Below are 24747 nucleotides of genomic sequence, written 5' to 3'. Positions count from 1 at the left end.
GCGGTATCGGATTGAATGGCCAGGCGCGCACAACCCCTTGTCCCGTCGCGCCGATTGTCGAACTGAAGGAGCACAACATGCAGCACATGAAGACCCCTACGAATGAATCGAATCGTTTCGCCATCCTGAATCAACGCGCGCGCCGCCGGCAACGCGGCGCGTCGCTGCTCGAGGCGATCGCCTATCTCGGGATCGCGGCGATCGTCGTGATCGGCGCGGTTGCGCTGCTGAACGGCGCGTTCAGCAGCGCAAGCACCAACGAGTTGTCCGAGCAGGTCACCGCGATCCAGACCGGTGTGAAGAAGCTGTATATGGGGCAGTCGGGCGGGTACGCCGACCTCAGCAACACGGTGCTGGTGTCGGCCGGCGTGTTGCCGGCCACGGTCACGGTGAGCAGCGCCGGCGCCGTGACCAACAGCTGGGGCGGTGCTGTCACGGTAGCCGGTACGGCCACTAATTTTACGATCCAATACGCGGAGGTGCCGGCGTCTGTCTGCGTCAACGCGGTGACGGGCGGTGGCGGCTGGACGTCGATCAAGATTGGTAGCACGACGGAAGGGACGCTGCCGATTGCGCCGTCTCAGGCCGCGACCGACTGCGGCTCTGCGCCGGTAACAATCGTCTGGACCTCTCTCTGACCACGATGATCCCGCCGCTTCATGCCTTCCTCCGCTCGCTCTCCGGAACCCGCTCATGTACCTGATGTGGGCCGTCGCCGCGCTCGGCGCGATTTTCGGCGCGTACGCGCTGCTCGACCACGGCACGGCGCCGCTCGCGCCGGGGCCGTCGTCGGTCGCGCTCGCGACGGGCATGAGCGAGTACCGGCAGGCGGTGATCGCGTTCGCACGGCAAAACCCGACGTTTACCGGCAGCGTGTCGGCGGCGGCGCTCGCGCCGTTTCTCGGCGCGAACCAGCCGACGCCGCTCTGGCAGAACTACGTGCAGCCGAACCAGGACGCGGCCGGCAGTCTCGTCGTCGTCTACGGAACGCAGGCCCCGGCGACGGCCGCGATCACCGGCATGGAGCAGCTTGCGCAGGGCTCCGCGCTCGCGGGCGTCGCGCTCGGCCCGAGCATCGTGTCGCCCGGCAATCCGGCGGTGCCGCTGCCGGCCGCGCTCGCGAACACGATTCCGAACGGCATGCCGGTATGGATGGCCCAGGCGTATGACTAGGCCGCTCCGAACCACGCCTTCCTTCGCCGGCCGCCTGCGCGCGCGCGGCTTCACGATGATCGAGATGCTCGCGGTGCTCGCGCTCGCGGCGATCCTCGTGACGGGCATCGCCGTGATGGCGAACTCGGCGCTCGAAGACACGCGCGGGCAGCAGGCCGCGCTGTACCAGTCGCAACTGGTGGCAGCGGCGACGCAACTGATCGAACAGAATTTCACGGCGCTGTCGACGCAGGCGAACGCCTCGACGCCCGTTGTCGCGAAGCTGACCGGCACGCCGCTGCAGATGTCGACCTACCTGCCGTCCGCGCTCAGCGCGACGAACGCGTATGGGCAGACGCCGTGCCTGCTGATCTACGGCACGGACCAGCCGGGCGCGCTGCAGGCGCTGCTCGTGACCGAAGGCGGCACGACGATTCCCGATCCGGAACTCGGCTACATCGCCGGGAATGCGGGGGCGGGCGGCGGCTCGATCCAGGCGGCCAACAATCCTTCCGGCGCGGCGAACGGCGCATTCGGCAGCTGGAAGGTCACGACGCCGAACCCGGCCGGCGCGACGTGCTCGGGCACGAAGACGGGCGTTGGCCACGTCGCGAGCCTGATTTTCTACAACGGCACGCAGACGCAGAACGCCGATTTCCTGTACCGCGTCGCGGTGCCCGGCAATCCGGCCGCGAACACGATGCAGGTGCCGATCGTGCTCGCGCAGCAGACCGACTACGCGGACTGCTCACAGACCGGCGCCATCGCGGCCGATTCGACCGGCAACGTGCTGAGCTGCACGGGCAGCAAGTGGACCCCGCAGGCGTCGCTTCACTGGCGCGAACCGGTCGCTAACGCGGCGGCGCTGCCGTCGTCGGCTTCGTCGAGCCAGGGCGACGTGCGAATGACGCTCGCGACGAACCGCGCATACACGTTTAACGGCACCGACTGGCAGGCCCTCGCGGTCGACGAGGCAGGCAACCTCGCGCTCGGCAACGCGCAGACGCTCGGCGCGGCCTGTCCGGCGCAGGCGTCGGGCACGACGCTCGTGTCCACCGACGCGACGGGGCGCGTTCTGTCGTGCCGCAACGGCACCTGGCAGGCGCAGGCGGAGATCAACCCGCAGCCGTTCCCAACCGACACCGATTGCGCGGTGCAGGTCGGCCAGTCGGGCACGAGCGATTTCCCGTGCGGCACGCAGGCCGGGGCGATCACGTACGACGACACGATGGGCTATTACCAGTCGGTCGTCACGCGCAACGTGCCGCAACTGCCCGCGAACGGCGCCCTTTCCGTCTACGCGTGGTCGCACCTGAACGACGCGTTCGTGACGTCCTGTCCGAGCGCGCCGCAGGACCTGACGGGCGGTAGTGGCGGGTATGTGACGCTGCTCGTCGAACTGCTGAACCTGGACCTGCCCGACGGCAGCAACGTCGTCGCGAAGGTCGTGAACCAGTCGTCGCGGGTGAGGGGCGATCTCGCGAACGTGCCGGTGAACATGACGAACGCGCTGCCGCTGAACAAGAACGGCTACCAGGTACGCCTGACGACGTTCTGGATTTTGTATGGCAGCGCGAACCCGGCGTCGTTTCAGCCGAGTTACTGCGGCACGGGCAACAACATTTTCCCGGCAACCGGAGTGGTGACCTCGTGGAATATCACGCCGACCTACTGATCCGCCGCCGGCCCGGCGCTGCCGCGCCCGCCGCTGCCCGAAACCGGGCGGCGACGGGGCGCGCCGCGTCAGTGCGGCGCGAGCGTCTGCAGCATCTCGTGCAGTTCCAGCCGGCTGTAGGCGGCGCGCAGCACGTCGCGCGGCAGGCACTGCTGCTTCGACGCGAGGCTGAACAGATGGTCGTTCAGCAGGCGCGACATGTTGTCCTCCTTGCGCTTCATGAACTCGGCGAGGTACGGCAGCTTGGCCGGGTCGGTCAGCATGCCGGCGATCTGCTGGTTGTTGTTGAACAGCAGTTCGCTCGCCAGCACGAAGTTCTCGCCGTCCTGGGTCGGCACGAGGCACTGGCAGATCACGCCGATCAGGCAGTTCGCGAGCGCGGCCGCGTAGCGCTCGCGCTGCTCCGCCGGGAAGAACGACAGCAGCCGCGTGATGGTGCCGACGGCGCTCGCCGTGTGCATCGTCGCGAGCACCAGGTGGCCCGATTCGCCGGCCTGCAGGGCCGTTTCGGCCGTCTCGGGGTCGCGCACCTCGCCGACCATGATGACGTCGGGCTTCTGGCGCAGCGCCTCGCGCAGCCCGGCCGGGAAGCTCGGCGTATCGGTCGGCACCTGGCGCTGCGAGACGATCGACGAGCGGCCTTCGAGTTCGTACTCGATCGGCTCCTCGATCGTGATGATGTGGGCGTTGCGCGTCCGGTTGATGTGTTCGAGCAGCGACGCGATCGTCGTGGTCTTGCCGGAGCCGGTCGGCCCCGTCACGAGCACGAGCCCCTTCGCGCTGTCGATCATCGAGCGCACGTAGGCGGGCAGGCCGAGCTTGTCGAGCGGCAGCGGTTCGAGCGGCAGGCGGCGAATCGAGATCACCAGCTTGCGGCCGCCGTTGGTGCGGTAGATGTTGCAGCGCAGCCGGCAGCGCGTCAGCACGAACGGGCGATCGATCGCGCCGCGTTGCAGATGCGCTTCCCAGTCCGGCTCGATCGCCGCGAGCGTCGGCACCATTTCGTCGAACAGCACCGGCTCCTCGCCGACGGCGAGCCAGCCGCGCGGCGCCTTGATCATGATCGGGCGGTCCTGCTCGATGTGGATGTCGGTGAAGGTCTGACGCAGGTCGATCAGTTCGAGAATTTCGCGCGTGAGGTCGCGGCGCTCCGGCAGCGGGGCGTTCATGGCCGAGGGTGTCCTGGTAATTCGAAGATAGACGGAACTTACATGAAAAATCTCAGAGGTGTCGGGGAAGCCGGCGCGAATTCGTTGTCCCAGCGGGGGCTGCAATGAAGTTCGCCGGTAGATTGAGGGCGCTCGCCGTCTGCGCGGCATTGGCGGCCTGCGGCGTGGCGCCGCAGGCCAGCGCGGCGCCGGTGCACTGGAAAAAGGCGATCGTCGACTACGAAGCCGAGGGCAAGGACATCAAGGACGTGCTGCGCGACCTCGGTTCGAGTCAGGGCATTCCGACGCGAATCGCGCCGGACGTCACCGGCACGGTCAGCGGCAAGTTCCATCTGCCGCCGCGCCGCTTTATCGACACGCTCGCCGCGTCGTTCGGCTTCGTCTGGTACTTCGACGGCGAGATCCTCGATATCACGGCCGCGTCGGATCTGCAGAGCACGCTCGTGAAGCTCGACACGGCGGACACCGCGTCGCTGAGCGACGCGCTCGACCGGCTGCACATCTCGGACGACCGCTTCCCGATCGTCTACGACACCGCGCAGGGCACGGCGCTCGTCAGCGGACCGCCGCGCTACGTGCAGATGGTGACCGCGGTCGCGAACCGGCTCGACAGCAACGCCGCGCGCGTGAGCGGCACCGAGGTGCGGGTGTTCCCGCTGCGCCACGCGTGGGCCGAGGACCGCACGGTGCCGCTCGACGGCCAGAAGGTGACGCTCGAGGGCGTCGCGGCGGTGCTGAACAACATCTACCATCCGCACAGCGAGAAGGGCCAAGGCCAGGGCCAGGGTAAAGGCGGCAACGGCAACCGCGGCAGCCACGCGGGGGCGGGCAGCGTGACGCGCGCCACGCCGCTCAACGACGTGAACGGCAACGCGAGCAACGGCCCGTACGTGCCGCCGCCGGTGCCGCCGGGCGAGGCCGGCCGGGGCATGTTCGCCGGCCTGACCGGGCAGCCGTCGCCGGCGCTCACGGCAGCGATCGGCGAGCCGCCGCAGGAAAGCAGCGGCAGCGTTGCCGGCGCCCGCGGCGACAGCGACGGCCAGCTGCCGGTGATCGTCGCCGACCAGCGCACCAACTCCGTCGTGGTCCGCGACACGCCCGATCGCATGTCGCAGTACGGCACGCTGATCGACCGCCTCGACGTGAAGCCGCAGCTGATCGAGATCGAGGCGCACATCATCGAGATCGACGACAACGCGCTGCAGCAGCTCGGCGTCGACTGGACGCTGCACAACAGCCATGTCGACATCCAGACCGGCTCCGGCACGCTGGCGCAGAACACCTACAACGGCGGCACGATCACGCAGAACTTCGGCACCACGACGCTGCCGGGCAACGTCGCCGCGCTGGCGTCGCCGGCCGGCGCCTCGGTCGCGGCGGTGCTCGGCGACGCGGGCCGCTATCTGATGGCGCGCATCTCGGCGCTGCAGCAGACCAGCGCCGCGAAGATCGACGCGAGCCCGAAGGTCGTCACGCTGAACAACATCGAAGCGGTGATGGACAACCAGACGCAGTTCTTCGTGCCGGTCACGGGCTACACCTCGGGCGACCTGTACAGCATCTCGGCGGGCGTGTCGCTGCGCGTGCTGCCGATGGTCGTCGACGAGGACGGGCGCACGCGCATCAAGCTCGACGTCGCGATCCAGGACGGCCAGGTGAATACGCAGCAGCTCGTCGGCAACCTGCCGACCGTCACGAACAGCACGATCGACACGCAGGCGTTCATCGACGAAGGGCAGGCGCTCCTGATCGCGGGCTATCGCGCCTACGACGACTCGACCGGCGTCACCGGCGTGCCGGGGCTCTCGAAGATCCCGCTGATCGGCGCGCTGTTCCGCACTCACACGCGGCAGAACAGCCATATGGAGCGGCTGTTCCTGCTGACGCCGCGCGTGATTTCTCCGGGCGCGCCAGACGCGGGCGACGAGCAGGGGCCCGCGTGACGAGCCCCGGGCGCGCGCACGAGGACGAGGACGCCGCGCGCCTGCGCGCGATGCTCGATGCGCTGCCGTGCGGCGTCGTCGCGCTCGACGCCGCGGGCGCGGTGCTCGATGCCAACGCGCGCGCGCTCGCGATGCTCGAGATGGCGCTGCCGCCGGGCGTCGATTTTGCGGTCGCGCTGGCCGAGCATTTCGGCTTCGACGACGTGCCGCTGCCGCGCGATCTGGAAGCGGGCCGCGAAGTGCGCGCCGGCGAGGCGACGCTGTGGCTGCAGGCGGGGGCACCGCTGCCTGGCGCGGGCGCCGTGATCGCGGTGACCGACGTGACGCCGTTCGCGCTCTCGCTCGACGAACGCGCGACGTCGCTGCGCTTCCTGCTGCACGACCTGCGCTCGCCGCTCAATTCGATCAGCGCGCTGACACAGCTCGACGCGAGCGATCCGGAAGCGTTCGAGCGCTGCGGCGGCATGCAGCGGATCACGCAGCTCGCGCGCTACGTGCTGTCGCTCGGCGAGCAGTTCATCTTTTCCTCGGTCACCGAGCATTTGCAGGCGCGCGACTTCCGCCGCTTCGACCTGCGCGCGACGCTGCGCCAGATGATTTCGCAGCTCGAAGTGACGGCAGTGTATTGCGGCGTGGCGCTGCATCTGTGGCTGCCCGACAATGCGCCCGTCTGGGTCAACGGGATGCGCAACTTCGTGGCCCGCGCGATCCAGAACGTGATCGACAACGCGGTGCGCGCTTCGCCGCGCGGCGAGGCCGTGACGGTGTCGCTGCGCCACGACGGTGGATTCGTCGAAGTGCTCGTCGACGATCACGCGGGCGGGCTGCCCGGGTTGCCCGAAGACGAGCGGCTGACCGATTTCGAGAAGTTCGGCAAGAAATCGGCCACGGGTTTCGGCCTCGGGCTGAAGCTCGCGGTGCAGATCGTCGCGGTGCATGGCGGCGCGCTGTACGCCGAACTGAACGGCCGGGGCGGCACGCTGTTCGTGCTGCGCCTGCCGTGCCTGAATCCCGCCGCGGCGCCGTCGTTGTCGACGTCGCTCGTCGACGCGGACCGGGCATTACGCGCGAACCGTGCCGTCTGACGGAAGCGCGGTCAATCTAAGGCTGGATCATGAAATCGCTTGCAGGAAAACCAATTCGCATTCTGTTCGTCGAGGACGACGTCGCGCATCACGCGCTTGTCAATGCCTGGCTGAAAAGCGAGGGCTATCACATCGACGCCTTCCACAACGGACTCGAGGCCCAGCAGTTCCTCGCCGACAACTGGGCCGATCTGGCGATCCTCGACTGGGATCTGCCGGGCGTCAATGGCGACCGGCTGCTGCACAAGATCCGCAGCCGCTCGCAATCGACGATGCCGGTGATCTTCCAGACCGTGCATTCGGCCGAGTCGGACATCGTCGAGATTCTCGACGCCGGCGCGGACGACTATCTCGTCAAGCCGTACGACCGGCAGGTGCTGCTCGCCCGCATGCGCGCGCTGCTGCGCCGCTTCGCGCCGATGAACGTCGACAGCCGCCGGATGTTCGTCGAGGACGCGGCGCTCGACCAGCCGGCACGCTCGCTCGTGGTCGGCGGCGTCGCGCACAAACTCGGCACCAAGGAGTTCGACATCCTCTGGCATCTGGCGCGGCACATGGGCGCCGTCGTGCTGCGGCAGGATCTGATGAGCGTGGTCTGGGGCTGGGACGCGGCGGTGCAGAGCCGCTCGGTCGACATGTACGTGAGCCGCCTGCGCGCGAGCCTGAAGGCGGCCGGCGTCGGCTGGAGCGTGCAGTCGGTCTACGCGACCGGCTACCGGCTGACGCTGAAACCCGAGGCCGAGGCGCCGCGCGCCGAGAATTCCTCCAATGACTCAACCGATGCGGAGGCCCGATGAGGCTGCCCTTGCCGTTCCGGCCGGTGCCGCGCCGGCCGCTCATCGCGTGCGCCGCAGCGGTACTGATCGCCGCGCTGCCGATGCCGCGCGCACACGCCGCGCCCGTCGTCTGGGCCAGCGATAACTTCGACTACGTCGCGACCGGCGGCAGCGTCGCCAGCGTGCTCGACGCGTTCGCATCGCTTCAGCATCTGCGCGTCGTCGTCGACGGCGAGGTGCCGGGCGCGGTCGACGGACGTTTCTCGATGGCGCCGGCAAGGTTTCTCGATACGCTTGGCCATACTTACGGTTTCGTCTGGTACTACAACGGCGTCGCGCTGCGCATCTCGCCGGCGAATGCGCAGCAGTCGGTCGCGCTGCGGCCGCACGCGCTGGCGCCCGACGCGCTCGTTACCGCGCTCACGCGCGGGGGGCTCACCGACGCGCATTTTCCGCTGTCGATCGACGCCGCCGCGCACACCGTCAACGTGACGGGGCCCGCGAGCTACGTCGAGCGCCTCGGCGCGGCGGCCGACCGCTTCGAGCGCGCCGCGAATACGCGCACGCCGACCTCGGTGCGGGTATTCCGGCTGACGCGCGCGAATGCCGCGGACGACGTGCGCGTCGTCGACGGCCGCACGTTCATCGTGCCGGGCGCGGCGACGCTGCTGCGCCGCCGCTTCCAGCCGCCGCTGCCGCCCGTGGCAAGCGGCACGCCCGCGCCGCAGCTCGTCGATCTCGGCATGCCGCTGCCGGCGATCGAGGCAGACGCCGCGACCAACTCGATCCTGGTGCGCGACAAGCCGCAGCGGATCGAGGCCGACGAAGCGCTCGTGATGGACCTCGACGTGATGCCGCAGCTCGTGTCGATTCAGACCTGGGTGGTCGATGTCGATGCGGACGCGCTCGACGCCTTGCAGGCCGCTTTGCCTCCCGCGCTTGCGACGGCCTCGGGCGACGTGGTGCCGGGTGTCGGCGTGGCGCCGGACGGCGGCCACGCGCTGCTCGCTCAACTGCACGCGCTCGCGGCCGAGCGGCGGGCGCGGATCGAGGTATCGCAGACGTCGCTGACGCAGGATCGTTCGCCCGCCGTGATCGACCGTCACGAGGAACGGCTCGCGCGCGAGGCTGAAGGGCGGCCCGACGAGCCGCGACGCGACCTGTGGCTCGGGGTGCGGCCGACGGTGAACGGGAATGCCGCGGCCGCGATGATCGGGCTCGGCGTCGAGATCGGCCATCCGGACGATGCCCGGCAATACCGGCACGTCGAAGGTAGCGTCGCGGCCGGCGAATGCCTCGTGATCGAGGCGCCGCGCGACGCGTCGGCGGAGCCGAACGCAGGTTCACGGCTCGTGCTGCTGGTGCCACGGGTCGTGGCGTAGTGCGCCGGTGAATGCGCCAGCGCTGCGCGCTATGCACGTTACGCGCGCAGCCACATGAAGTTGCCGGCTGCGATGCCCTCGAACATCTCGTCGCCCGATGCGAGGATGTTGTTCTGCCAGTAGCGGCCGTGTTCCGCGTAGTGCGCGAACACGTCCGCCAGATATTCGCCTGTCACGTCGTTGCCCATCACCACCCGCACGAGCAGCACGATGCTGCCGGTGTCGGAGTCGAGACAAAGCTGCGCCTGGTCCTGCGCGTAGATCAGCAGGTTCGCCTCGAGCATCAGGCGGAACACGACCAGCGTGCGCCCGGCCGTCACCGTGCCGTAGTGGAAGCAGACGTAGATCGAGTCCGGGTCGTTCTCGTGATGATCGAGACGGACGTCGAAGCCTTCGATTTCGAGGGCCTGCGTCTCGACGATGTATTCGGCGTCGGGTAGCCCGACCACGTCGCAAATTTCGTGGATCAGCCCGACGAAGCGTTCCCTGCTCATGGAATCGATTTCCTATGCAGCGCGTGGTTTGCCCGGCAAAAAAAATCGGGCACGGAGACGGAAGGGCGAGCCTTCCGCACCGTGCCCGTCGCACGGGACTGCATTGGCGCGTCGGATCTTACTGACCCTTCGCGGCGTCCGAGATATTTTTCGCGCCGTTGTTGCCGACCGACGCTGTTGCCGAGGTTTCCTGCTGCTGGATGTTGATCTGCATCGACGCCATCGTCATGGCATTGTTCTGATCGGCCATCTGCTGCATCTGGCCGACCATGTCGGCGCTTTGCGCGCCGCTTTGCTGAACACCACTGGCTGCGATAGAAGACATGATGAATAACTCCAAAAAAAGATTGAGAAAGAAACTGCTCACTGCCGGTTGCCCTGCGGGCCGCTTGCTGCTGCCCTCGCGGGCGGTGAATTGCGAAAAAACGCCGGGACAACCCGTTCAGGCCGATGCGCCGTGACGCTCCTGTATCGACAGCACGATGCGGCGGGCGGCGACCATGCCCCGGTACAGCTTCTGCAGATCGAGGCGCTCGCCGTCGTCGGCCGCCGTCTGCGTGGCCTGGCTGATGCGGCGCGCCGTCTCGTCGAACGCGGCGGCGATGCGGGCGACCCGCTGGGCGCCGTCGGGTGCAGCGAGCGTCGCGTCGAGCGCGCTCAGATCCTGGGCGATGGGTATCAGTGCGTCGTACATGTCCGTTCCTTGAGTGTTCAATTGTTTGCCTCGTCCTCGCTGCTGGCGAACAGATGCTTGGTGCCGTCCGGGGTTTCGGCGTAGCGCAGTCCGCCGGTCGCGACGACTTCCGTGAACTGGGCGTCGTGCGTCGGCAGCTCCGCTTCCTTCACGTCGATGTCGATGCGTTTGGCGTTGCGGTCGAGATCGGCGCGTACGCCCGCGATCAGCGTGCGGAAGGTCGCCATCGACGGCACGCTGCCCGTCACGCGGAACACCCCGTGGCCCACGTAGTCGACCGTCGCGCCCGTACCCGTCAGCGACTGCTGGATGTTCGAGACATCCTGCTGCGCGACGTCGTATTCGCGCCGCACCTTGCCCGGTGCGATTGCGTCCATGATCCGCTGTGCCTTGGCGCTGTCCTTGTACTGCGGCACGATGCCCTCGACGACCACGCCGTCCTTGCCCGGCATCGCGTGCAGGTCGGCAAAGCCGGCCCGGTGCAGCGCGCCGTCGATCTCGCGCGCGAGCGATGCCGGGTTGAACTTCACGTTGGCCGCCTCGCTCGACTGCGTGCCGGCGAACATGGTGCCGACCGCGCCCAATACCCCGACCGCCACCGTGCACATCAGCGCGGCCACCGTGGTGCGCCAGGTCAGCTTGCCCGACAGCCGGCCCGACGCGGCGAGCAGCGCGAGCACCGGGTTGAGGCGGGGCGCGCCGTCGGTGCCGGCCGCATCGCTATCGGCGGCTTGCGGCGCGTCGTTCCGCGCGGGCCCATCGTTCGCGACGTTTGCGTCGTCCGCGGCGCTTGCAACGGCGGCATCGTGCGCCGGCGCCTCGATCGGCGGCTCGGCCGTCTTCCACAATCCGGCAAGCAGATCGAGATCGCGCGGCCAGTCCGCGTCTTCCGGGCCGACGCAGAACACCACGTCGCCAAACGGCACCGCGACGAAATCGGCAACCAGCACCTCGTCGCCGTTCGACGACTGCAGGCGGGTCACGCCCTCCTCGCCGACGACCAGCGTCACGTCGTCGACGGTCCAGTCGGTGATGCAGAGGTCCGCATCCTCGGCGCCGCCGATCCGGTAGCTGCCGCTCGTGAGCTGGACCTGGGCTCCGGCGTGAGTTCCGGTCAGTACTCGAAGGGCTTTCATGTTCGTCGTTCCCATTGATCCGCTGATGCCTGAAATACCTGAAATGCCTGAAGGGTGCGGCCGTCGTTTTCGCCGCTGTTAGCGGCCGCAACCGTCGAATCCAGTTTAGGTTTTCGCCTCCGGCGCAGCGGGCGGCATGCGAACTTGCAGCGTCGTATCCGAAGCGGCCGGCGTGCCGTCCGCCGTCGATTGCGCGACGCCGACGGCGTCGAGAATCCGCTGCCGGATCATGGCGAGCGACTGCTCGTCGTCGTTGTAGTCGACGCCGGCGTCGCGCCGCGCGAGCGCCGTGTCGAGCGACAGCGCATGCAGCTTCGCCGTCACCGCGGGCTTCGGCGACACGGCGGGCGCGTAGGCGAGCGATGCGTTGTGGTACGACTGCAGCCGCGCCGGCTGACGGCGCCTGACCATGCTGAGCGGCGACATCATCTGGAGCAGGTAGGGCACGAGCAGCAGCGGCCCGTCGTGCGGAATCTGCGAGAGCAGATCGAGCGCCGCGCGCGTACCGTCGGCCGCGAGCCGCGACGGCAGATCGGGCGAGCCGATCTTCTCCTTTGCGAGCAGTTGCATCGGGCTCGCGAGCGCCTGCAACCGCACCGGCCGCATCTTGCCTACTTTCGCCGCCTGGATGCGCGTCGAGCGTTCCCGCTTGTCGCCGTCGCGCCGCGGCTGGCGGCCGTCGGGCTGCCCCTGCTGTTGCTGCTGCGGCTGGCCGTCGTCCCGCTCGCGGCGCGGCTCCTGGTCCTGGCGCTGCTGATCGCGTTCGTGTTCGCGCCCCTGATCCTGCTTCGGCTGCTGCTGATCCCGGTCGCGCTCGCGTTCATGTTCACGCTCGTGCTCGTGCGGGTGGGAATGCTGATGCTGTTTCTGCGGATCGTCGTCGCGCCGGTGCTCGTGCTCGTACCGGTTCAGTTGCGATCCGTCGTCCGGCTGCTCGCGAATCTCGGTGTCCTTCGCATGCGACTTGCCCGACGATTCGGGGCGCGGCCGCTGGCCGAGCCTGGCAAATTTCTGCGCGGACGGCGATGGCAGCCGGTTCGCGCCCATGAAGGATTTGCCCTTCCAGAACGCCGCCGCCATCTTGTTGTGCAGCATCCGCGCGCGCTGCATCTTTACGCGCTGCACCTTGAAGCGCGTAAAGGTGCCCGCTTCGAATTTCTGCTCGGTATGCGCTTCCTGCGAAAGCTCATCGGCCTGATGGTTCGAATGGCCGTTGTTGCCGTGGATGCGCGAGCTCATGACGGCACCGCCAGCGTGATGATTTCATTCGCGAAGTGCAGGATCGACGCGGAGCCCCAGGCGCCCGTCACGAGCACGGTGATGACGACCGCGACGAGCTTCACCGCGTACGAGATGCTCTGGTCCTGCAGCGAGGTGATCGCCTGCACGAACGAGATCGCGAGGCCCGACACCGCCGCGACGACGATGACCGGCATCGAGACGGTCAGACACAGCAGCAGCCCTTCGGTGGTGACGCGAATGAGCGTATCGGTTTCCATGAGATGCCTCAGCGGTAGGTCATGATGAGTCCGTGGATCAGCGTCGACCAGCCGCTCATCACGACGAACAGCAACAGCTTGAACGGGATCGCGACGTTGGTCGGCTGAACCTGGCTCAGGCCCATCGCCATCAGCACATTGGCGATCACGAGATCGACGACGACGAACGCGATGTACAGCAGGAAGCCGATCTTGAACGCGTCGGTCATCTCGGTCAGCGTGAAGGCCGGCGCGAGCACGATCAGGTCGTCTTCGCGCAGCTTCGAGGCAATCTCCTTCGGCCAGATCACCATTGCCGAGCGCACGAAGAAGCGTTTCTCGCGTTCGCCCGCATGCTTCTTGAGGAAGCCCCGGAACGGCTCCCTGGCGGCATCGAACGCGTCGAACACGATGGTCGACGAATCGGCGCCGGGCGCGCGGTGGGTGTTCTGCATCGTCTGCATGGCCTGGATGCCGATCGGCGCCATCACGTACGCGGAGACCAGCACGGCGATGCCGTTCAGCACCATGTTCGGCGGCACCTGCTGCACGCCGAGCGCGTTGCGCAACAGCCCGAGCACGACGACGATCTTCGCGTACGACGTGGCCACCATTGCAACGAAGGGGATCAGGCTGATCGCGACGACGGTGATCAGCAGCCCGGTGAGATCGTTAAACTGAATCATGGCCGCTCGACAGTCGAAGAAGACGCACGCCGAGATGGTCGCCGACGCTGACCAGTTCGCCGAAGCCGATGGTCTGCCCGTAGGTGACGAGGCGCACGCGCGCGTCGGGCACCTGGGTCGGCAGTTCCAGCACGTAGCCGGCGCGCAGCGCGGACAGTTGCGCGACGGGCATCGACACCGTGTCGATCTCGAGCTTCAGCGGCAGATCGAGATCGCTGATGCCGACCGGCGAGTCGATCGAGTCGGTGAGAGGAGCGCTGAAGCGCGTGTCGTGGCTCATGGTGGGGTCCTCGGTCAGGGTCATGGTCTGTTGGGTGAGGTCGACCGGCACGCGCAGTTGGCGGGTGCCGTAGCGGCCCCAGACCACCTGCGCGCGCGCGGCTTCGGCGGCATGTCGCAGCAGCGCGGCGACGGGTTCGGAAACGGCGCGCAGCAGCACGTCGCCGGGGCGCAGCGAGTCGAGCTTCGTCACGCTCATCGCCTTCTCGCCGATGGTCAGGCGCCCCGGCACGGCGATCCCGCTGACGTGCGTCGCGTAAGGCGTGAACTGCCGCGCGACGAAGGCTTCCAGCGCGTCGAGCCAGCCGTCGTCGATCTGTTCGAGCGTCGCGTCGATACGCTCGCCGCCGAGCCGGAACGCGAGCGCACAGCACGGGCCGGGGCCCGCCTCCTGCGCGCGGTCGAGCGCGGCGATCTCCACGCCGTCGATGCCGAACGCCTCGAACGCGCGCGCCAGCGGGGCGAGCAGCAGCGCGCCGACCGCGTGGCGCAGCGCCGGGTTGTCCGGCTGGGCGCCGCCGTCCGCATCGAACAGGCTCGCGAGCCCCGCGTGCTGCGCGAAGTCGAGGCGTAGCGACGCGCTCTGCATCCCCCAGCGCAGCCGCACGACGACCGCGCGCGCCGCGTCGACGACGTTGCGCATCCCGACCGACCAGCCCGTCACGCCGAACGTATGCGACAGCACGGCGCCCAGCCGCTCGTCGACCGCGAGCCGGTGCTGGCGCGCGGTCGCGGCGGCGAGCGAGGGCAGACGTGCCGGATCGAGCGAGACCGCGACGGGCGTACGGTGCATCGGGTGCGATTGATTGGTGTCCATGTGCGATTACGTGACGATGATCTCGATCTCGTGCGATGCGTCGAAGCGCGTCTGCATCATCTGTTTCAGCTGGTCGCCGAGCGTTGTCTGATGCCGCAAGATTAGCTGTCGCGAGGCGTCGTCCGTGGTGTCGAAGCGAAGCGTCAAGTCGAAACGCGAAAGCGCGACGTGGAGCGTGCAGCCCGGCAGTTGCGCCGAATCGATCGGCACGGTGATGCGCCAGTCGCCGCGCTCGCGCACCGCCGGGTTCGAGCAGAAGTCGGCGACCTGTTCGACGATCGAGCCGACGAGGCGCCGGACGTCATCGCCGACGGGCGTGAGTGCCTCGATCGCGGTCGCGCGCGGCGCGGCCTGGGATGTCGCTTGCGCGTGATGGAGCGCCGCTGCGTGATGGATGGAGCCTGCGGCCTGACTCGCGGCCGCGACGACGCCTGGATTCGCGCGGGAGCCGGAAGCGTTGCCGCTGCCGGTCGCGCGGACCGGGCCGGCGGCAACGCCGGAACTGTGCGGCCAGGCACCGAAGCCGCCGGTGTTGCCGCCGGTTCGGCTTTCGCGTGCAGCGCCGGAAAACGGCTTGCCGTCGTCGCGCTCGTGCTCGTTCCGGCCGCCACCCGATTCGCTGCCGGATTCACCGCCCGATTCGTCGCGCGACTGCTGCTCCTGCGAATGCCGCTGTTCGTCGTACAGCGGCGGGAGAAACGCGAACGCCTCGGGTTCGGCCGCCGGCTCCTGCCCGGCATCCGTTGTTTCCGGCGCGTCGTCCGCCGGACTGGATGGCTCGGAAGCTTCGAACGCGTCGGCCGTTTCGCACAGCGCGTCCGCGTTCGCGTCGGCTGCCTCGGCGGCTGCGTTCGCCAGCAGTTGCCGGAACCGGTCCGCCTGCCGGCGCAGCGGTTCCGACTGCGGCGCGGCGTCGTGCGCCGGCTGCGCGGACGGGTCCGCGATCACGCGGACCCGGTGAGGGGAGTGGGCATGCATGTCGGCGCCGGCTCCGTTACATCGTCAGCCGGCCGACCGGCTGCAGGTCGACGTGGGCGCCCAGCTCCTGGTACGAATAGACCGGCAGCCAGTTCAGGCGCGCCTCGATCATCCGTTTCACGTAGCGCCGGATGTCCATCGACGCAACCAGCGCGATCTGCGCGCGCGGCGCTTCGCCGACGATCTCCGCGATCTTCGCGACGAGCCGGTTGATCTCGTCGGGCGGCAGCGCGAGGAAGTTGCCGGTCGGCGTCTGCTTGATCGACTGGCGGATGTGCTGTTCGACCTGCACGTCGACCAGCACCACCGGCATGTCGCGCGTGCCGCCGCCCGTCGCGCGGTAGGCGATCAGCCGGCCGAGTTCCATCCGGATGTACTCGGTCAGCATCAGCATGTCCTTCTCCTTCGGCCCCCAGGTGATGAGGCTTTCGGTGATGCTGCGGATATTGCGGATCGGCACCTGCTCTTCGAGCAGCCGGCGCAGCACGTCGGCCATCTTCTGCAGCGGTAGCGCCTTCTGCACTTCGCTGACGAGGCCCGGATAGTCCTCGTTCAACTGGTCGAGAATCCATTGCGCTTCCTGGATTCCGAGGAACAGGTGCGAATGGGTGCGCAGCAGGCCGATCGTGTGCCCCGCGATCAGTGCTTCCGGCGTCGGCGCGTCCGCGTCCTTTGCCTTGGCGTCGCTCTTCGTGTCACTCCCGGCCGCGGCGGCGTTCTTCGCGTTCGCGAGCGATTCGGCGAGCGTCGAGCGGCCGTGCGGCACGTCGAAAATCAGGACTTCGTAGGTATCGTCCGGCAGCGTCGGGTCGGTCCACATCATGATGCCGGGGAACGGCAGCCCGACCTCGGCCTGCAGCGCCGCACGCTGCGTGTCGAACGCCTTGTCGAGCGCATCGGCCGCGAGCCGGCCGCTGACGTCGGGCGCGAGCCGCACGCCGAGCGGGCAGGTGAACGCGGGCGGGCGGGGCAGGATCGACGGCGCATCGCCTTTCGCGCCGGCCCGCTGCAGCGCGCCGACCGGCTTGCCGCCGCCCTTCGCCGGGCCGCCCTGGTTCTTCTGCAGCCGGTAGCCGACGAACGCGAGCGTGCCCGAGAGCAGCACGAAGAGCGGCGCCGGAAAGCCCGGCACGGCCGCGAAGCCGAGCAGCAGCAGCGCCGCGAAATACAGCGCACGCGCGCTGCTCGTGAACTGGCGTTTGATGTCCTCGCCGAGCGACGAGCCGGAATCGCCGTTGCCCTCGTCGACGCGGGTAATCATCACGCCGGCCGCGACCGAGATCAGCAGCGACGGAATCTGCGACACCATCGCGTCGCCGATCGACAGCACCGAGAAGCGGTTCGCCGCGTCGCCGGCCGACATGCCGTGATAGGCAACCCCCACCGCGATCCCGGCGATGATGTTGACCATCGTAATCATCAGGCCCGCGATCGCGTCGCCCTTGACGAACTTCATCGCACCGTCCATGCCGCCGTGCAGCTGGCTTTCGATCGCGAGCCGCATGCGCTTCTTGCGCGCTTCCTCGGGAGTCAGGATGTTCGCGCGCAGGTCCGCGTCGATGCTCATCTGCTTGCCCGGCATCGCGTCGAGCGTGAAGCGCGCGCCGACCTCGGCGACCCGCTCCGAGCCCTTCGCGATCACGATGAACTGCACGACCGAGATGATGACGAACACGACCAGGCCGACGACCAGATTGCCACCCACCACGAGTTCGCCGAAGCTCTCGATGATGTTGCCGGCGTCGGCGTGCAGCAGGATCGACTTGGTCGAGGCGATGTTGAGCGACAGCCGGTACAGCGTCGTGAACAGCAGCACCGACGGAAACGCCGAGAGTGACGCGATGTGGCCCACGTACATCGTGACCATCAGCAGCGTGACGCTGATCGTGATGTTGATCGCGAGCAGTCCGTCGATCACGGCGGGCGGCAGCGGCAGGATCATCAGCGAGACGATCGCGACCAGCAGGATCGCGATGCCGGCTTCGCCGATGCCTGGCAGTTTCAATGACTTCGGCATGTTCACTTCTCCGTTCTGGCGGGTTGAGTCCCGATGCCGTCGACCCATTTCAGGATCGCGGCGACGACCTCGAATAGTTCCTCGGGCACCGGCTGCTTCTCCGGCACCTTGTGCAGCATTCGCGCGACGGGCGGATTGGCGACGATCGGCACGCCGCTTTCGGTCGCGTAGCGGCGCAGCAGCAGCGCCTCGTCGTCGAGCCCCTTCGCGATCACGATGGGCAGCGGGCACTCGACCGGGTCGTAGCGCAGCGCGACCGCGTAGTGCACCGGGTTGACGACGACGACGCTCGCGCGGCCGACGCCGCGCTTCGGTTCTTCCTGGCTCATTTCGCGCGCTATCCGCTTGCGCTCGCCCTTGACTTCCTGGTTGCCTTCGCTGTCCTTGTGCTCGCGCTTGACCTCGTCCTTGGACATGCGGTTCTTGCGGATGAACTGCCAGTGCTGGAGCTTGTAGTCGACCGCGCCGATCACGATGAACACGCCGAGCGCGACCGTCACGAGGTGCGTCACCACCGACCACAGCACTTCGATCAGGCGCGCCAGCGTTTCGTCGAGCGAGCTGGCGACGACCGGCATCGACGACTTGATGGTCGACCACATCACCGCCATCAGCACGATCGCCTTGACCGTCATCTTCGCGAGATCGATGAGGGCGTTCATGCCGAAGATCTTCTTGAGGCCGGAAGCCGGGCTGATCGCGTCGAGCTTCGGGTTCACCGCCTTCAGCGAGATCACGAAGCCCACCTGCGGGAAGAGCGCGAGGACCGCCGCCACGAGAGCGATCGCGGCGATCCCGCACAGCAGGCCGATGGCGTGGAAGCCCATGTCCGAGAGCGTGACCGACAGGTCCTGCAGCGTTCTGTCGCCGTGCGTGAAGTCGAGCGCGTCGTTCACGACGGCGCGCAGCGAATCGGTCAGGTAGCGCTGGCCGGCGGTGAAGGTCAGCAGGAGCGCGCCGAGCGGGGCGACCTCGACGAGATCGGTGCTCTTCGCAACCTGGCCTTCCTCGCGAGCGTCTCTCAGTTTTTTCTCTGAGGGCTCTTCGGTCTTATCGTCACTCATGACGGCGTCCTTCGCGCTTCTGAACGGCGCGCCGCGGGAGGCGGGCATCCGTCACGCCACGTTAGCGGCGCGCGGGCGGCAGCATGCGCGCGAATGCGAAGTCCCGACGGCGCGCGCGAAGCGCCGCCCCCTTCACGGCGCGGCCCCGCCGCCGGGGCGCAGCGGTTCGGGCCGCTGCCTGGTCGTCGCGAGTGCGGATCGGACGGGCGCCGCTTCGTAATTCGCGGTACGACTTCGTGCGGCACCCATGTCGCATACCCGGGCTTGCGTAACGTAGCGCCAACAGAGGGCGCGTGGATGGCGCACTGAATCGGATCAGATTGCCTTTTGGGGAAAACGGATGGACGTTATGAAGGATCGGTCGTCATGGCCGCCGGCAGTCGTCGGCGCGATCGTGGATCTGACGGGCGCCGCATTCGCGAACAGCGGGACGCGGACCGGAGTCGACATCGAGGACATCGAGCATCTCGTCGCGATGTTGCATCTGCTGCGTCCGGACAACGTCGACTTCTCGTTCTTCGACGGCTGGCTGCACATGCTGCGCGACGAATGGAGCGAGGCGGAAGAGCTGTTCCGCTATCTGGTCGAGCGCTCGGCCTGCCTGCCGGAGAGCCGGGGCATGCTGCTCAAGTGCCTGAAGGCGCGCGATGAATTCGGCTGGCAGGACGAGGCGCGCAGGATCATCGAGGACGAGAGCGACCCGGACGTGACGCGGCTCGCGAAGCTGTTACTGGCAGGGGATGACCTGAAACACGCCGCGGCGGATGCGCGGCGGACCGGGCGCTTCGTCGCGCCGGAGTCGGCGCGCGCGCTCGATGACGAGGCGACGGCGGGGGACAGCGCCGCGGCGCAGCCCCAGCCGCCGTCGGCCAACGACATGCTGATGACGATGCACTACATGCGGATCTGACCGCACCCCGACCGGAGAAGCGACATGAGCATGATCACCGCCGCGCAATTCCAGCACGAACTCTCGCACCTGACCGAGGCCACCGCGCCGCAACCGGCCGCGGCACCGCAGGCGCTCGTCGACAAGTTTCAGGCCATGATGGCGAACCCGACGCCGCACGCCGTGCCCGAGGTGCATCAGATCGGGCACACGGACATCGTGACGAAAGCCGTCAAGGAGCAGGCCGATTACTACCACGCGGTGCCGAACGACGTGCTGTACATGTCCCAGCACGCGAGCACGCTGTCGATGCAGCATCTCGCGTCCGCCGACATGACGGTCCAGCTCGAGATCGCGAGCCTCAACATGGACCTGCAGGTCAAGATGGCGACCGTGCAGTCGTCGAAAGACGCGGTCCAGACCCTGATGAAGAACCAGTGAGATGGCGACCAACATGGCCTCGATCCTCAACCCGAGCCGCGCGTTCGCGCGCTGGCGCCGTCCGCTGGCCGCCGCCGTCGTGCTGCTGGCGCTCGCCGGCTGCAAGCAGGAGCTGTACGGGCAGCTCTCCGAAACCGACTGCAACGAAATGGTCGCCGCGCTCCAGCAGTACGGCGTCGACGCGGAGAAGACGACACCCGATTCCGGCAAGACCTGGTCGGTGACGGTCGGCGACAAGGAGATGGTCCACGCGATGGAAGTGCTGCGCGCGCGCGGCCTGCCGCGCAAGAAGTTCGACGATCTCGGCGCGCTGTTCAAGAAGGACGGCATGGTGTCGACGCCGACCGAAGAACGCGTGCGCTTCATCTACGGCCTGTCTCAGGAACTCGACGACACGCTCTCGAAGATCGACGGCGTGGTGGTCGCCCGCGTGCAGATCGTGCTGCCGAACAACGACCCGCTCGCGCAGTCGGTGAAGCCGTCGTCCGCTGCGGTGTTCATCAAGTACCGGCCGGATGCGAGCGTCGAGACGCTGATTCCGGCGATCAAGAATCTCGTCGTGCACAGCATCGAGGGGCTGACCTACGACCAGGTCAGCGTCACGTCGGTGCCGGCCGATGCGATCGACCTCGAAGCGAAGGCGCAGCGGCGCGACGGCTCGCTGATGATCGCGGGCGGGGCGCTCGGCATCGTATTGCTGATGATCGCGGGCGCGATCGTGCTGGTGCGCGGCAACGCGAACCAGCTGCTGTCGAAGCTGCGGCAGCGCCTGCGCAAGAGTCCGGCGTGACGAAGGACGCGCGAGCGTGACGGACATGAATGCCCTCGACGCCCCGCCGGACGCCGCCGCAACCGAGGCTGGCGCTGCTGATGCGCGTCCCACGGTGAGCGAGGACGCGGCGGCCAGCGACACGCCCGCCGTGCTGGCGGCCAGGCTCGTCGAGCATCATCGCCGCCGCCGCGCGCTGTTCGACTGGATGCATCCGCAGCGGCTCGCGGCGGTGCCTTATGCAGATTGCCTGCGCGGCCGGAGCGCGCGCGAGACGGGCGCGCTCGCCGAAGCCTGGCTTGCCGCGGCCGGAATGCCGGCGCCGGCGCTCGCATTGTTCGGCGCGCCGGGCGCCGCGCTCGCGCTGCTGCCGCCGGCCGAATGCCTCTCGGTGTTCCGGCTGCGCGCGCTGCTCGACCGCATCGACGAGGTGCGCGCATGGATCGACCGGCCGCGCCGCAACCTGCTCGGCGAATGGATCGGCGCGCGCGGCGTGAAGCTGCTGCTCGGGCCGCACCGCGCGCTCGCGGCAGGCATTACGCCGCTGGCGCGCCGGGCACCGCTGACGGCGGCCGATGGCGACGCGCTCGCCTGGCTCGGCTTTCGCCTGTTCGAGCGCGAATGCAACTGGACGCCCGACGGCCCGCTCGCGCTGATGCAGCTCGCGCTGCCGGCGCTCGCCGAGTACGCGGCACCGCGCTCGCTCGCCGTGATGCCGGACGGCAGGCCGAGCCGCTCGATCGTCGCGCAACTGCCCAACCTGTTTCCGGAGTGGTCATGGTGATCTGGTTACGCAATCCGCGCGCCGAGGGCGCCGGGTTCGGCGTCGGCGCCGATGACGACGTGCTGCGCGCCGGCGATCTGGCGACGCTCGTCGAGGTCGATGCCGAGTGCGTCGACCTGAACCGGCTGCGCGACGAGGCACTCGAGGCCGCGCGCGCCGAAGCGCAGGCGATCGTCGACGCGGCGCAGGCCGAGGCGGACGCGATCCGCGCGGCCGCGCAGCACGAATACGACGGTGCCGCCGCGCGCGGTTACGACGACGGCTTCGCGCAGGGGCTGTCCGACTGGCAGGAGCGCGCGCTGCGCTCGCACGCCGCCGCGCAGACGATTGGCCGCCGCCGCCGCGACCGGCTCGCGCAGCTGGTTTCGCTCGCGGTCGAGCAGATCGTCGCCTCCGCCGATCCGGCCGAGCTGTTCGCGCGTGCTGCGAAGTCGGTCGAGCAGATCGTCGCGGACGGCAGCCCAGTTCAGTTCGCCGTGCATCCGGCCGATCTCGCGGCCGCAACCGCCGCGTTCGACGCCGCCGCTCGTGGCTGGCGCGAGGCCGGCATCGCGGTGCGGCTGCTGGCGCGCGGCGACGCGACACTCGAACGGGGCGCGTGCGTGATCGAAACCGATCTCGGCGCGCTCGACGCGAGCCTGCCGCTGCAACTCGCCGCGATGCGCGGCGCGCTGGCCCGCGCGGTGCGGAGTGTGCCCGAGTCGGAATTCGAAGACGAACCGGTTGAGGCAAACGGCGGGCAGCCAATGGCGGGGCGGGGTGACGGCGAGCGCAATGGCGGCGGTAACGGTATCGGCGACGATCACGGTGGTGATGACGAACACTCCGGCGTTGGCGACACGCACGACAACAACGCATACGGTAACGAAGGCGCGTACGACAACGAAGACGCGCAAGACCACAACGACGCGTACGGCCATGAAGACGCACACGACAACCACTACGCCGGGTTCGACGCCGCCGACTTGCCCGACGAAGCGACCACGTATCACGATCACGCCGCGCCGGACGGCACCTATGACGACGACGGCCAGACCGAGGACGCGACGCTGGCTGCGTGACGCGAGACCCTGAACAGGAATCCGAAACATGATTGACGATACCGACGACCTGCGCGACGCAACCGACGGCACCGATGGCTGGAACGACGCCGGCGGCGGCTTTTCGAATCTGATGAACGCGATCGAGCGTGAACTGCGCGCGAGCCCCGCGTCGGTCGCGTGCGGCAAGGTGCAGGAAGTGATCGGCACGCTGGTGCGCGTGGCGGGCCTCGATGTGACGCTCGGCGAGCTGTGCGAGCTGCGTTCGCCGGAAGGCGAACTGTTGCAGCGCGCCGAGGTGGTCGGCTTCTCCCGCGACACCGCGCTGCTGTCGCCGTTCGGGCGGCTCGGCAACGTGTCGCGCGCGACCCGCGTGATCGGCCTCAAGCGTCCGCTGTCGCTGCGGATCGGCAACGGGCTGCTCGGCCGCGTGATCGACAGCCTCGGCGAGCCGATCGACGGCAAGGGCGAACTCGACTGCGACGAGTGGCAGCCGGTGATCGCCGATCCGCCCGATCCGATGTCGCGCCCGGTGATCGACACGCCGATGCCGACCGGCGTGCGCGTCGTCGACGGCATGATGACGCTCGCCGAGGGGCAGCGCATGGGCATTTTCGCGCCGGCCGGTGTCGGCAAGAGCACGTTGATGGGCATGTTCGCACGCGGCGCGCGCTGCGACATCAACGTGATCGCGCTGATCGGCGAGCGCGGCCGGGAAGTGCGCGAGTTCGTCGAGGATATTCTCGGCGAGGAGGGCATGGCGCGCTCGGTGGTGGTCTGCGCGACATCCGACCGCTCGTCGATCGAGCGCGCGAAAGCCGCGTACGCGGCCACCGCGGTCGCCGAGTATTTCCGCGACCGCGGAATGCGTGTGCTGCTGATGATGGATTCGCTGACCCGCTTCGCGCGCGCGCAGCGCGAGATCGGCCTCGCGATGGGCGAGCCGCCGACGCGGCGGGGCTTTCCGCCGTCGATCTTCGCCGAGCTGCCGCGCCTGCTCGAACGCGCCGGCCGCTCGAAGCACGGCTCGATCACGGCGCTCTATACGGTGCTCGCCGAGGACGAATCGGGCGGCGACCCGATTGCCGAGGAAGTACGCGGGATTCTCGACGGCCACATGATCCTGTCGCGCGAGATCGCCGCGCAGAACCGCTACCCGGCAATCGACGTGCTCGGCAGCCTGTCGCGCGTGATGACGCAGATCGTCGGGCGCGACCACGTCGCGGCGGCGGGACATATCCGCCGGCTGATGGCGAAACATAAGGAAGTCGAACTATTGCTGCAGGTCGGCGAGTATCAGGCGGGCACCGATCCGCTCGCCGACGAGGCGATCGCGAAGATCGACGCGATCCGCGCGTTCCTCGGCCAGGCGACGGACGATCTCGTCGATCCGGGCGACACGATCGCGATGCTGTTCGATCTGGTGCAATCGTAAGCGGGCAAACGGTGATACGGACGATTGGGAGACGACGATGAAGGACAGACAGGTCGTGGCATTCGAGCGGGTGCTGTCGCGGCGGCGCAAGCTGGACCGCAAGCTGAATTCGGCTCTGACGGGGCTGCGCGGCGAATCGCAGGCGCTCGCCGGCGCGCTCGACGAGCGGCGCGGTGCGGCCGATGCGCAGGCGGCGGAACTCGCGAACCAGGACGGCAAGATCGACACGATGCTTGGTGGTACGCGATTTCGCGCCGACGATCTGCTGAAGCTGCGCGATTTCCGTTCGCATGCGGCCGAGCATCACGCGGCGCTGGAAGCGCAGGCCAGTCAGGCACGCGCGGCGCTCGACGCGAAAGAGGCGCAGATCGGCGACGCGCGCACCCAGATCCTGCGCAACCGCGCGCGGATCGAAATCTATGCGAAGCGCCGCGAGGCGCTCATCAAGAAGCGGGAACGGGAGATTGAGGATTCGCAGGATGACGAAGTATCTGAAACGCGGCGGCCTCAGCTGCTGTTCTGATTTCTGATTCGCTCCCCAAGCCTTGCCCCGCGCCGCGCCCG

General features: G+C 68.3%; 26 protein-coding genes. 14 read left to right on the top strand and 12 right to left on the bottom strand.

The window, feature by feature from the left end; all coding sequences use genetic code 11:
* Positions 1-86: 86 nt before the first annotated feature.
* Genes F3J19_RS18655 through pilV form a run of 3 tightly spaced genes read left to right on the top strand, consistent with a single transcriptional unit; the run spans position 87 to position 2827 of the window.
* A complete protein-coding gene (locus F3J19_RS18655) occupies positions 87-638 on the top strand; it encodes a type 4 pilus major pilin (protein WP_167044106.1) in 552 nt (183 codons plus the stop codon).
* 55 nt (positions 639-693) lie between these two features.
* On the top strand, positions 694-1173 hold the full coding sequence (gene pilM, locus F3J19_RS18650; RefSeq protein ID WP_167044104.1) for a type IV pilus biogenesis protein PilM: 480 nt from the start codon (positions 694-696) through the stop codon (positions 1171-1173).
* Positions 1166-2827, top strand: coding sequence for a shufflon system plasmid conjugative transfer pilus tip adhesin PilV (gene pilV / locus F3J19_RS18645; RefSeq protein WP_167044101.1), 1662 nt, complete (start codon positions 1166-1168; stop codon positions 2825-2827). The genes pilM and pilV overlap by 8 nt, the downstream gene beginning before the upstream one ends.
* A gap of 68 nt (positions 2828-2895) precedes the next feature.
* Here the strand turns inward: pilV and F3J19_RS18640 are convergent, their stop codons facing one another.
* Positions 2896-3996, bottom strand: coding sequence for an ATPase, T2SS/T4P/T4SS family (locus tag F3J19_RS18640; protein ID WP_167044100.1), 1101 nt, complete (start codon positions 3994-3996; stop codon positions 2896-2898).
* A gap of 104 nt (positions 3997-4100) precedes the next feature.
* Here F3J19_RS18640 and sctC point away from each other — a divergent pair, with 104 nt between their 5' ends.
* Genes sctC through F3J19_RS18620 form a run of 4 tightly spaced genes read left to right on the top strand, consistent with a single transcriptional unit; the run spans position 4101 to position 9182 of the window.
* Positions 4101-5939: a type III secretion system outer membrane ring subunit SctC gene (gene sctC / locus F3J19_RS18635; RefSeq protein ID WP_167044099.1), complete on the top strand. Its 1839-nt coding sequence runs from the start codon at positions 4101-4103 to the stop codon at positions 5937-5939.
* A gap of 41 nt (positions 5940-5980) precedes the next feature.
* On the top strand, positions 5981-7024 hold the full coding sequence (locus F3J19_RS18630; protein WP_345891055.1) for a HAMP domain-containing sensor histidine kinase: 1044 nt from the start codon (positions 5981-5983) through the stop codon (positions 7022-7024).
* 29 nt (positions 7025-7053) lie between these two features.
* Positions 7054-7821 carry a response regulator transcription factor gene (locus tag F3J19_RS18625; RefSeq protein WP_167044097.1) on the top strand — a complete coding sequence of 256 codons (768 nt, stop codon included), beginning with the start codon at positions 7054-7056 and terminating at the stop codon, positions 7819-7821.
* Complete coding sequence (locus F3J19_RS18620) at positions 7818-9182, top strand: secretin N-terminal domain-containing protein (RefSeq protein ID WP_240159068.1); 1365 nt, start codon at positions 7818-7820, stop codon at positions 9180-9182. The genes F3J19_RS18625 and F3J19_RS18620 overlap by 4 nt, the downstream gene beginning before the upstream one ends.
* A 38-nt stretch (positions 9183-9220) precedes the next feature.
* Here F3J19_RS18620 and F3J19_RS18615 read toward each other — a convergent pair whose 3' ends face one another.
* The 11 genes from F3J19_RS18615 to sctU form a co-directional block, all read right to left on the bottom strand.
* Positions 9221-9676 (bottom strand): CesT family type III secretion system chaperone, encoded by a 456-nt coding sequence (locus F3J19_RS18615; RefSeq protein ID WP_167044094.1) that lies wholly within the window; start codon positions 9674-9676, stop codon positions 9221-9223.
* 118 nt (positions 9677-9794) lie between these two features.
* On the bottom strand, positions 9795-10001 hold the full coding sequence (locus tag F3J19_RS18610; protein WP_205193003.1) for a hypothetical protein: 207 nt from the start codon (positions 9999-10001) through the stop codon (positions 9795-9797).
* Between the two features lie 117 nt (positions 10002-10118).
* Positions 10119-10370: a type III secretion system protein gene (locus F3J19_RS18605; protein WP_167044091.1), complete on the bottom strand. Its 252-nt coding sequence runs from the start codon at positions 10368-10370 to the stop codon at positions 10119-10121.
* A 17-nt stretch (positions 10371-10387) separates the two neighbouring features.
* Entirely contained in the window at positions 10388-11506 is a 1119-nt protein-coding gene (locus F3J19_RS18600; protein WP_205193001.1) for a secretion protein SctD, read from the bottom strand.
* 105 nt (positions 11507-11611) lie between these two features.
* The gene (locus F3J19_RS18595; RefSeq protein WP_167044085.1) at positions 11612-12745 is read right to left on the bottom strand and encodes a helicase; all 1134 of its coding nucleotides are present in this window, start codon (positions 12743-12745) and stop codon (positions 11612-11614) included.
* On the bottom strand, positions 12742-13005 hold the full coding sequence (gene sctS, locus F3J19_RS18590; RefSeq protein WP_167044082.1) for a type III secretion system export apparatus subunit SctS: 264 nt from the start codon (positions 13003-13005) through the stop codon (positions 12742-12744). The genes F3J19_RS18595 and sctS overlap by 4 nt, the downstream gene beginning before the upstream one ends.
* A gap of 8 nt (positions 13006-13013) precedes the next feature.
* Positions 13014-13670 (bottom strand): type III secretion system export apparatus subunit SctR, encoded by a 657-nt coding sequence (gene sctR / locus F3J19_RS18585; protein WP_167044079.1) that lies wholly within the window; start codon positions 13668-13670, stop codon positions 13014-13016.
* The gene (sctQ, locus tag F3J19_RS18580; RefSeq protein ID WP_167044076.1) at positions 13657-14766 is read right to left on the bottom strand and encodes a type III secretion system cytoplasmic ring protein SctQ; all 1110 of its coding nucleotides are present in this window, start codon (positions 14764-14766) and stop codon (positions 13657-13659) included. The genes sctR and sctQ overlap by 14 nt, the downstream gene beginning before the upstream one ends.
* A 6-nt stretch (positions 14767-14772) precedes the next feature.
* Positions 14773-15744, bottom strand: coding sequence for a type III secretion system protein SctP (gene sctP / locus F3J19_RS18575; RefSeq protein WP_167044073.1), 972 nt, complete (start codon positions 15742-15744; stop codon positions 14773-14775).
* A gap of 16 nt (positions 15745-15760) precedes the next feature.
* Positions 15761-17761: a type III secretion system export apparatus subunit SctV gene (gene sctV, locus F3J19_RS18570; protein WP_167044070.1), complete on the bottom strand. Its 2001-nt coding sequence runs from the start codon at positions 17759-17761 to the stop codon at positions 15761-15763.
* Positions 17762-17763: 2 nt separating this feature from the next.
* Positions 17764-18825 (bottom strand): type III secretion system export apparatus subunit SctU, encoded by a 1062-nt coding sequence (gene sctU / locus F3J19_RS18565; protein WP_167044065.1) that lies wholly within the window; start codon positions 18823-18825, stop codon positions 17764-17766.
* Between the two features lie 394 nt (positions 18826-19219).
* Between sctU and F3J19_RS18560 the strand changes: the two genes are divergently transcribed.
* The 7 genes from F3J19_RS18560 (at position 19220) to F3J19_RS18530 (ending at position 24706) form a co-directional block, all read left to right on the top strand.
* Positions 19220-19735: an HrpB1 family type III secretion system apparatus protein gene (locus F3J19_RS18560; protein ID WP_345891052.1), complete on the top strand. Its 516-nt coding sequence runs from the start codon at positions 19220-19222 to the stop codon at positions 19733-19735.
* Positions 19736-19759: 24 nt separating this feature from the next.
* Complete coding sequence (locus tag F3J19_RS18555; protein WP_167044060.1) at positions 19760-20155, top strand: serine kinase; 396 nt, start codon at positions 19760-19762, stop codon at positions 20153-20155.
* Positions 20156-20168: 13 nt separating this feature from the next.
* Positions 20169-20945 (top strand): type III secretion inner membrane ring lipoprotein SctJ, encoded by a 777-nt coding sequence (gene sctJ / locus F3J19_RS18550; RefSeq protein ID WP_167044057.1) that lies wholly within the window; start codon positions 20169-20171, stop codon positions 20943-20945.
* A 25-nt stretch (positions 20946-20970) separates the two neighbouring features.
* Positions 20971-21708 carry a type III secretion protein HrpB4 gene (locus F3J19_RS18545; RefSeq protein WP_167044054.1) on the top strand — a complete coding sequence of 246 codons (738 nt, stop codon included), beginning with the start codon at positions 20971-20973 and terminating at the stop codon, positions 21706-21708.
* On the top strand, positions 21702-22769 hold the full coding sequence (gene sctL, locus F3J19_RS18540; protein ID WP_205192999.1) for a type III secretion system stator protein SctL: 1068 nt from the start codon (positions 21702-21704) through the stop codon (positions 22767-22769). The genes F3J19_RS18545 and sctL overlap by 7 nt, the downstream gene beginning before the upstream one ends.
* A gap of 112 nt (positions 22770-22881) precedes the next feature.
* Entirely contained in the window at positions 22882-24183 is a 1302-nt protein-coding gene (gene sctN / locus F3J19_RS18535) for a type III secretion system ATPase SctN (RefSeq protein WP_240159078.1), read from the top strand.
* 37 nt (positions 24184-24220) lie between these two features.
* Entirely contained in the window at positions 24221-24706 is a 486-nt protein-coding gene (locus tag F3J19_RS18530; RefSeq protein ID WP_167044048.1) for a type III secretion system protein, read from the top strand.
* The last annotated feature ends 41 nt before the right edge of the window (positions 24707-24747 follow it).

This window comes from Burkholderia sp. Ax-1724, from assembly GCF_011752995.1.
In the GTDB taxonomy this organism is placed as follows: Bacteria; Pseudomonadota; Gammaproteobacteria; order Burkholderiales; family Burkholderiaceae; genus Paraburkholderia.
Note: the sequence above shows the minus strand (reverse complement) of the source record. Positions and strands in the feature narration are given on the sequence as shown.

Coding starts and splice junctions, on each gene's coding strand:
- F3J19_RS18530 (WP_167044048.1), top strand. CDS start 24,221: ATGAAGGACAGACAGGTCGTGGCATTCGAGCGGGTGCTGTCGCGGCGG.
- sctS (WP_167044082.1), bottom strand. CDS start 13,005: ATGGAAACCGATACGCTCATTCGCGTCACCACCGAAGGGCTGCTGCTG.
- F3J19_RS18610 (WP_205193003.1), bottom strand. CDS start 10,001: ATGTCTTCTATCGCAGCCAGTGGTGTTCAGCAAAGCGGCGCGCAAAGC.
- sctJ (WP_167044057.1), top strand. CDS start 20,169: ATGGCCTCGATCCTCAACCCGAGCCGCGCGTTCGCGCGCTGGCGCCGT.
- sctU (WP_167044065.1), bottom strand. CDS start 18,825: ATGAGTGACGATAAGACCGAAGAGCCCTCAGAGAAAAAACTGAGAGAC.
- pilM (WP_167044104.1), top strand. CDS start 694: ATGTACCTGATGTGGGCCGTCGCCGCGCTCGGCGCGATTTTCGGCGCG.
- F3J19_RS18605 (WP_167044091.1), bottom strand. CDS start 10,370: ATGTACGACGCACTGATACCCATCGCCCAGGATCTGAGCGCGCTCGAC.
- F3J19_RS18545 (WP_167044054.1), top strand. CDS start 20,971: ATGAATGCCCTCGACGCCCCGCCGGACGCCGCCGCAACCGAGGCTGGC.
- F3J19_RS18640 (WP_167044100.1), bottom strand. CDS start 3,996: ATGAACGCCCCGCTGCCGGAGCGCCGCGACCTCACGCGCGAAATTCTC.
- F3J19_RS18595 (WP_167044085.1), bottom strand. CDS start 12,745: ATGAGCTCGCGCATCCACGGCAACAACGGCCATTCGAACCATCAGGCC.
- sctC (WP_167044099.1), top strand. CDS start 4,101: ATGAAGTTCGCCGGTAGATTGAGGGCGCTCGCCGTCTGCGCGGCATTG.
- F3J19_RS18620 (WP_240159068.1), top strand. CDS start 7,818: ATGAGGCTGCCCTTGCCGTTCCGGCCGGTGCCGCGCCGGCCGCTCATC.
- sctL (WP_205192999.1), top strand. CDS start 21,702: ATGGTGATCTGGTTACGCAATCCGCGCGCCGAGGGCGCCGGGTTCGGC.
- sctN (WP_240159078.1), top strand. CDS start 22,882: ATGAACGCGATCGAGCGTGAACTGCGCGCGAGCCCCGCGTCGGTCGCG.
- F3J19_RS18600 (WP_205193001.1), bottom strand. CDS start 11,506: ATGAAAGCCCTTCGAGTACTGACCGGAACTCACGCCGGAGCCCAGGTC.
- pilV (WP_167044101.1), top strand. CDS start 1,166: ATGACTAGGCCGCTCCGAACCACGCCTTCCTTCGCCGGCCGCCTGCGC.
- sctQ (WP_167044076.1), bottom strand. CDS start 14,766: ATGGACACCAATCAATCGCACCCGATGCACCGTACGCCCGTCGCGGTC.
- sctP (WP_167044073.1), bottom strand. CDS start 15,744: ATGCATGCCCACTCCCCTCACCGGGTCCGCGTGATCGCGGACCCGTCC.
- F3J19_RS18625 (WP_167044097.1), top strand. CDS start 7,054: ATGAAATCGCTTGCAGGAAAACCAATTCGCATTCTGTTCGTCGAGGAC.
- F3J19_RS18555 (WP_167044060.1), top strand. CDS start 19,760: ATGAGCATGATCACCGCCGCGCAATTCCAGCACGAACTCTCGCACCTG.
- F3J19_RS18615 (WP_167044094.1), bottom strand. CDS start 9,676: ATGAGCAGGGAACGCTTCGTCGGGCTGATCCACGAAATTTGCGACGTG.
- sctV (WP_167044070.1), bottom strand. CDS start 17,761: ATGCCGAAGTCATTGAAACTGCCAGGCATCGGCGAAGCCGGCATCGCG.
- F3J19_RS18655 (WP_167044106.1), top strand. CDS start 87: ATGAAGACCCCTACGAATGAATCGAATCGTTTCGCCATCCTGAATCAA.
- sctR (WP_167044079.1), bottom strand. CDS start 13,670: ATGATTCAGTTTAACGATCTCACCGGGCTGCTGATCACCGTCGTCGCG.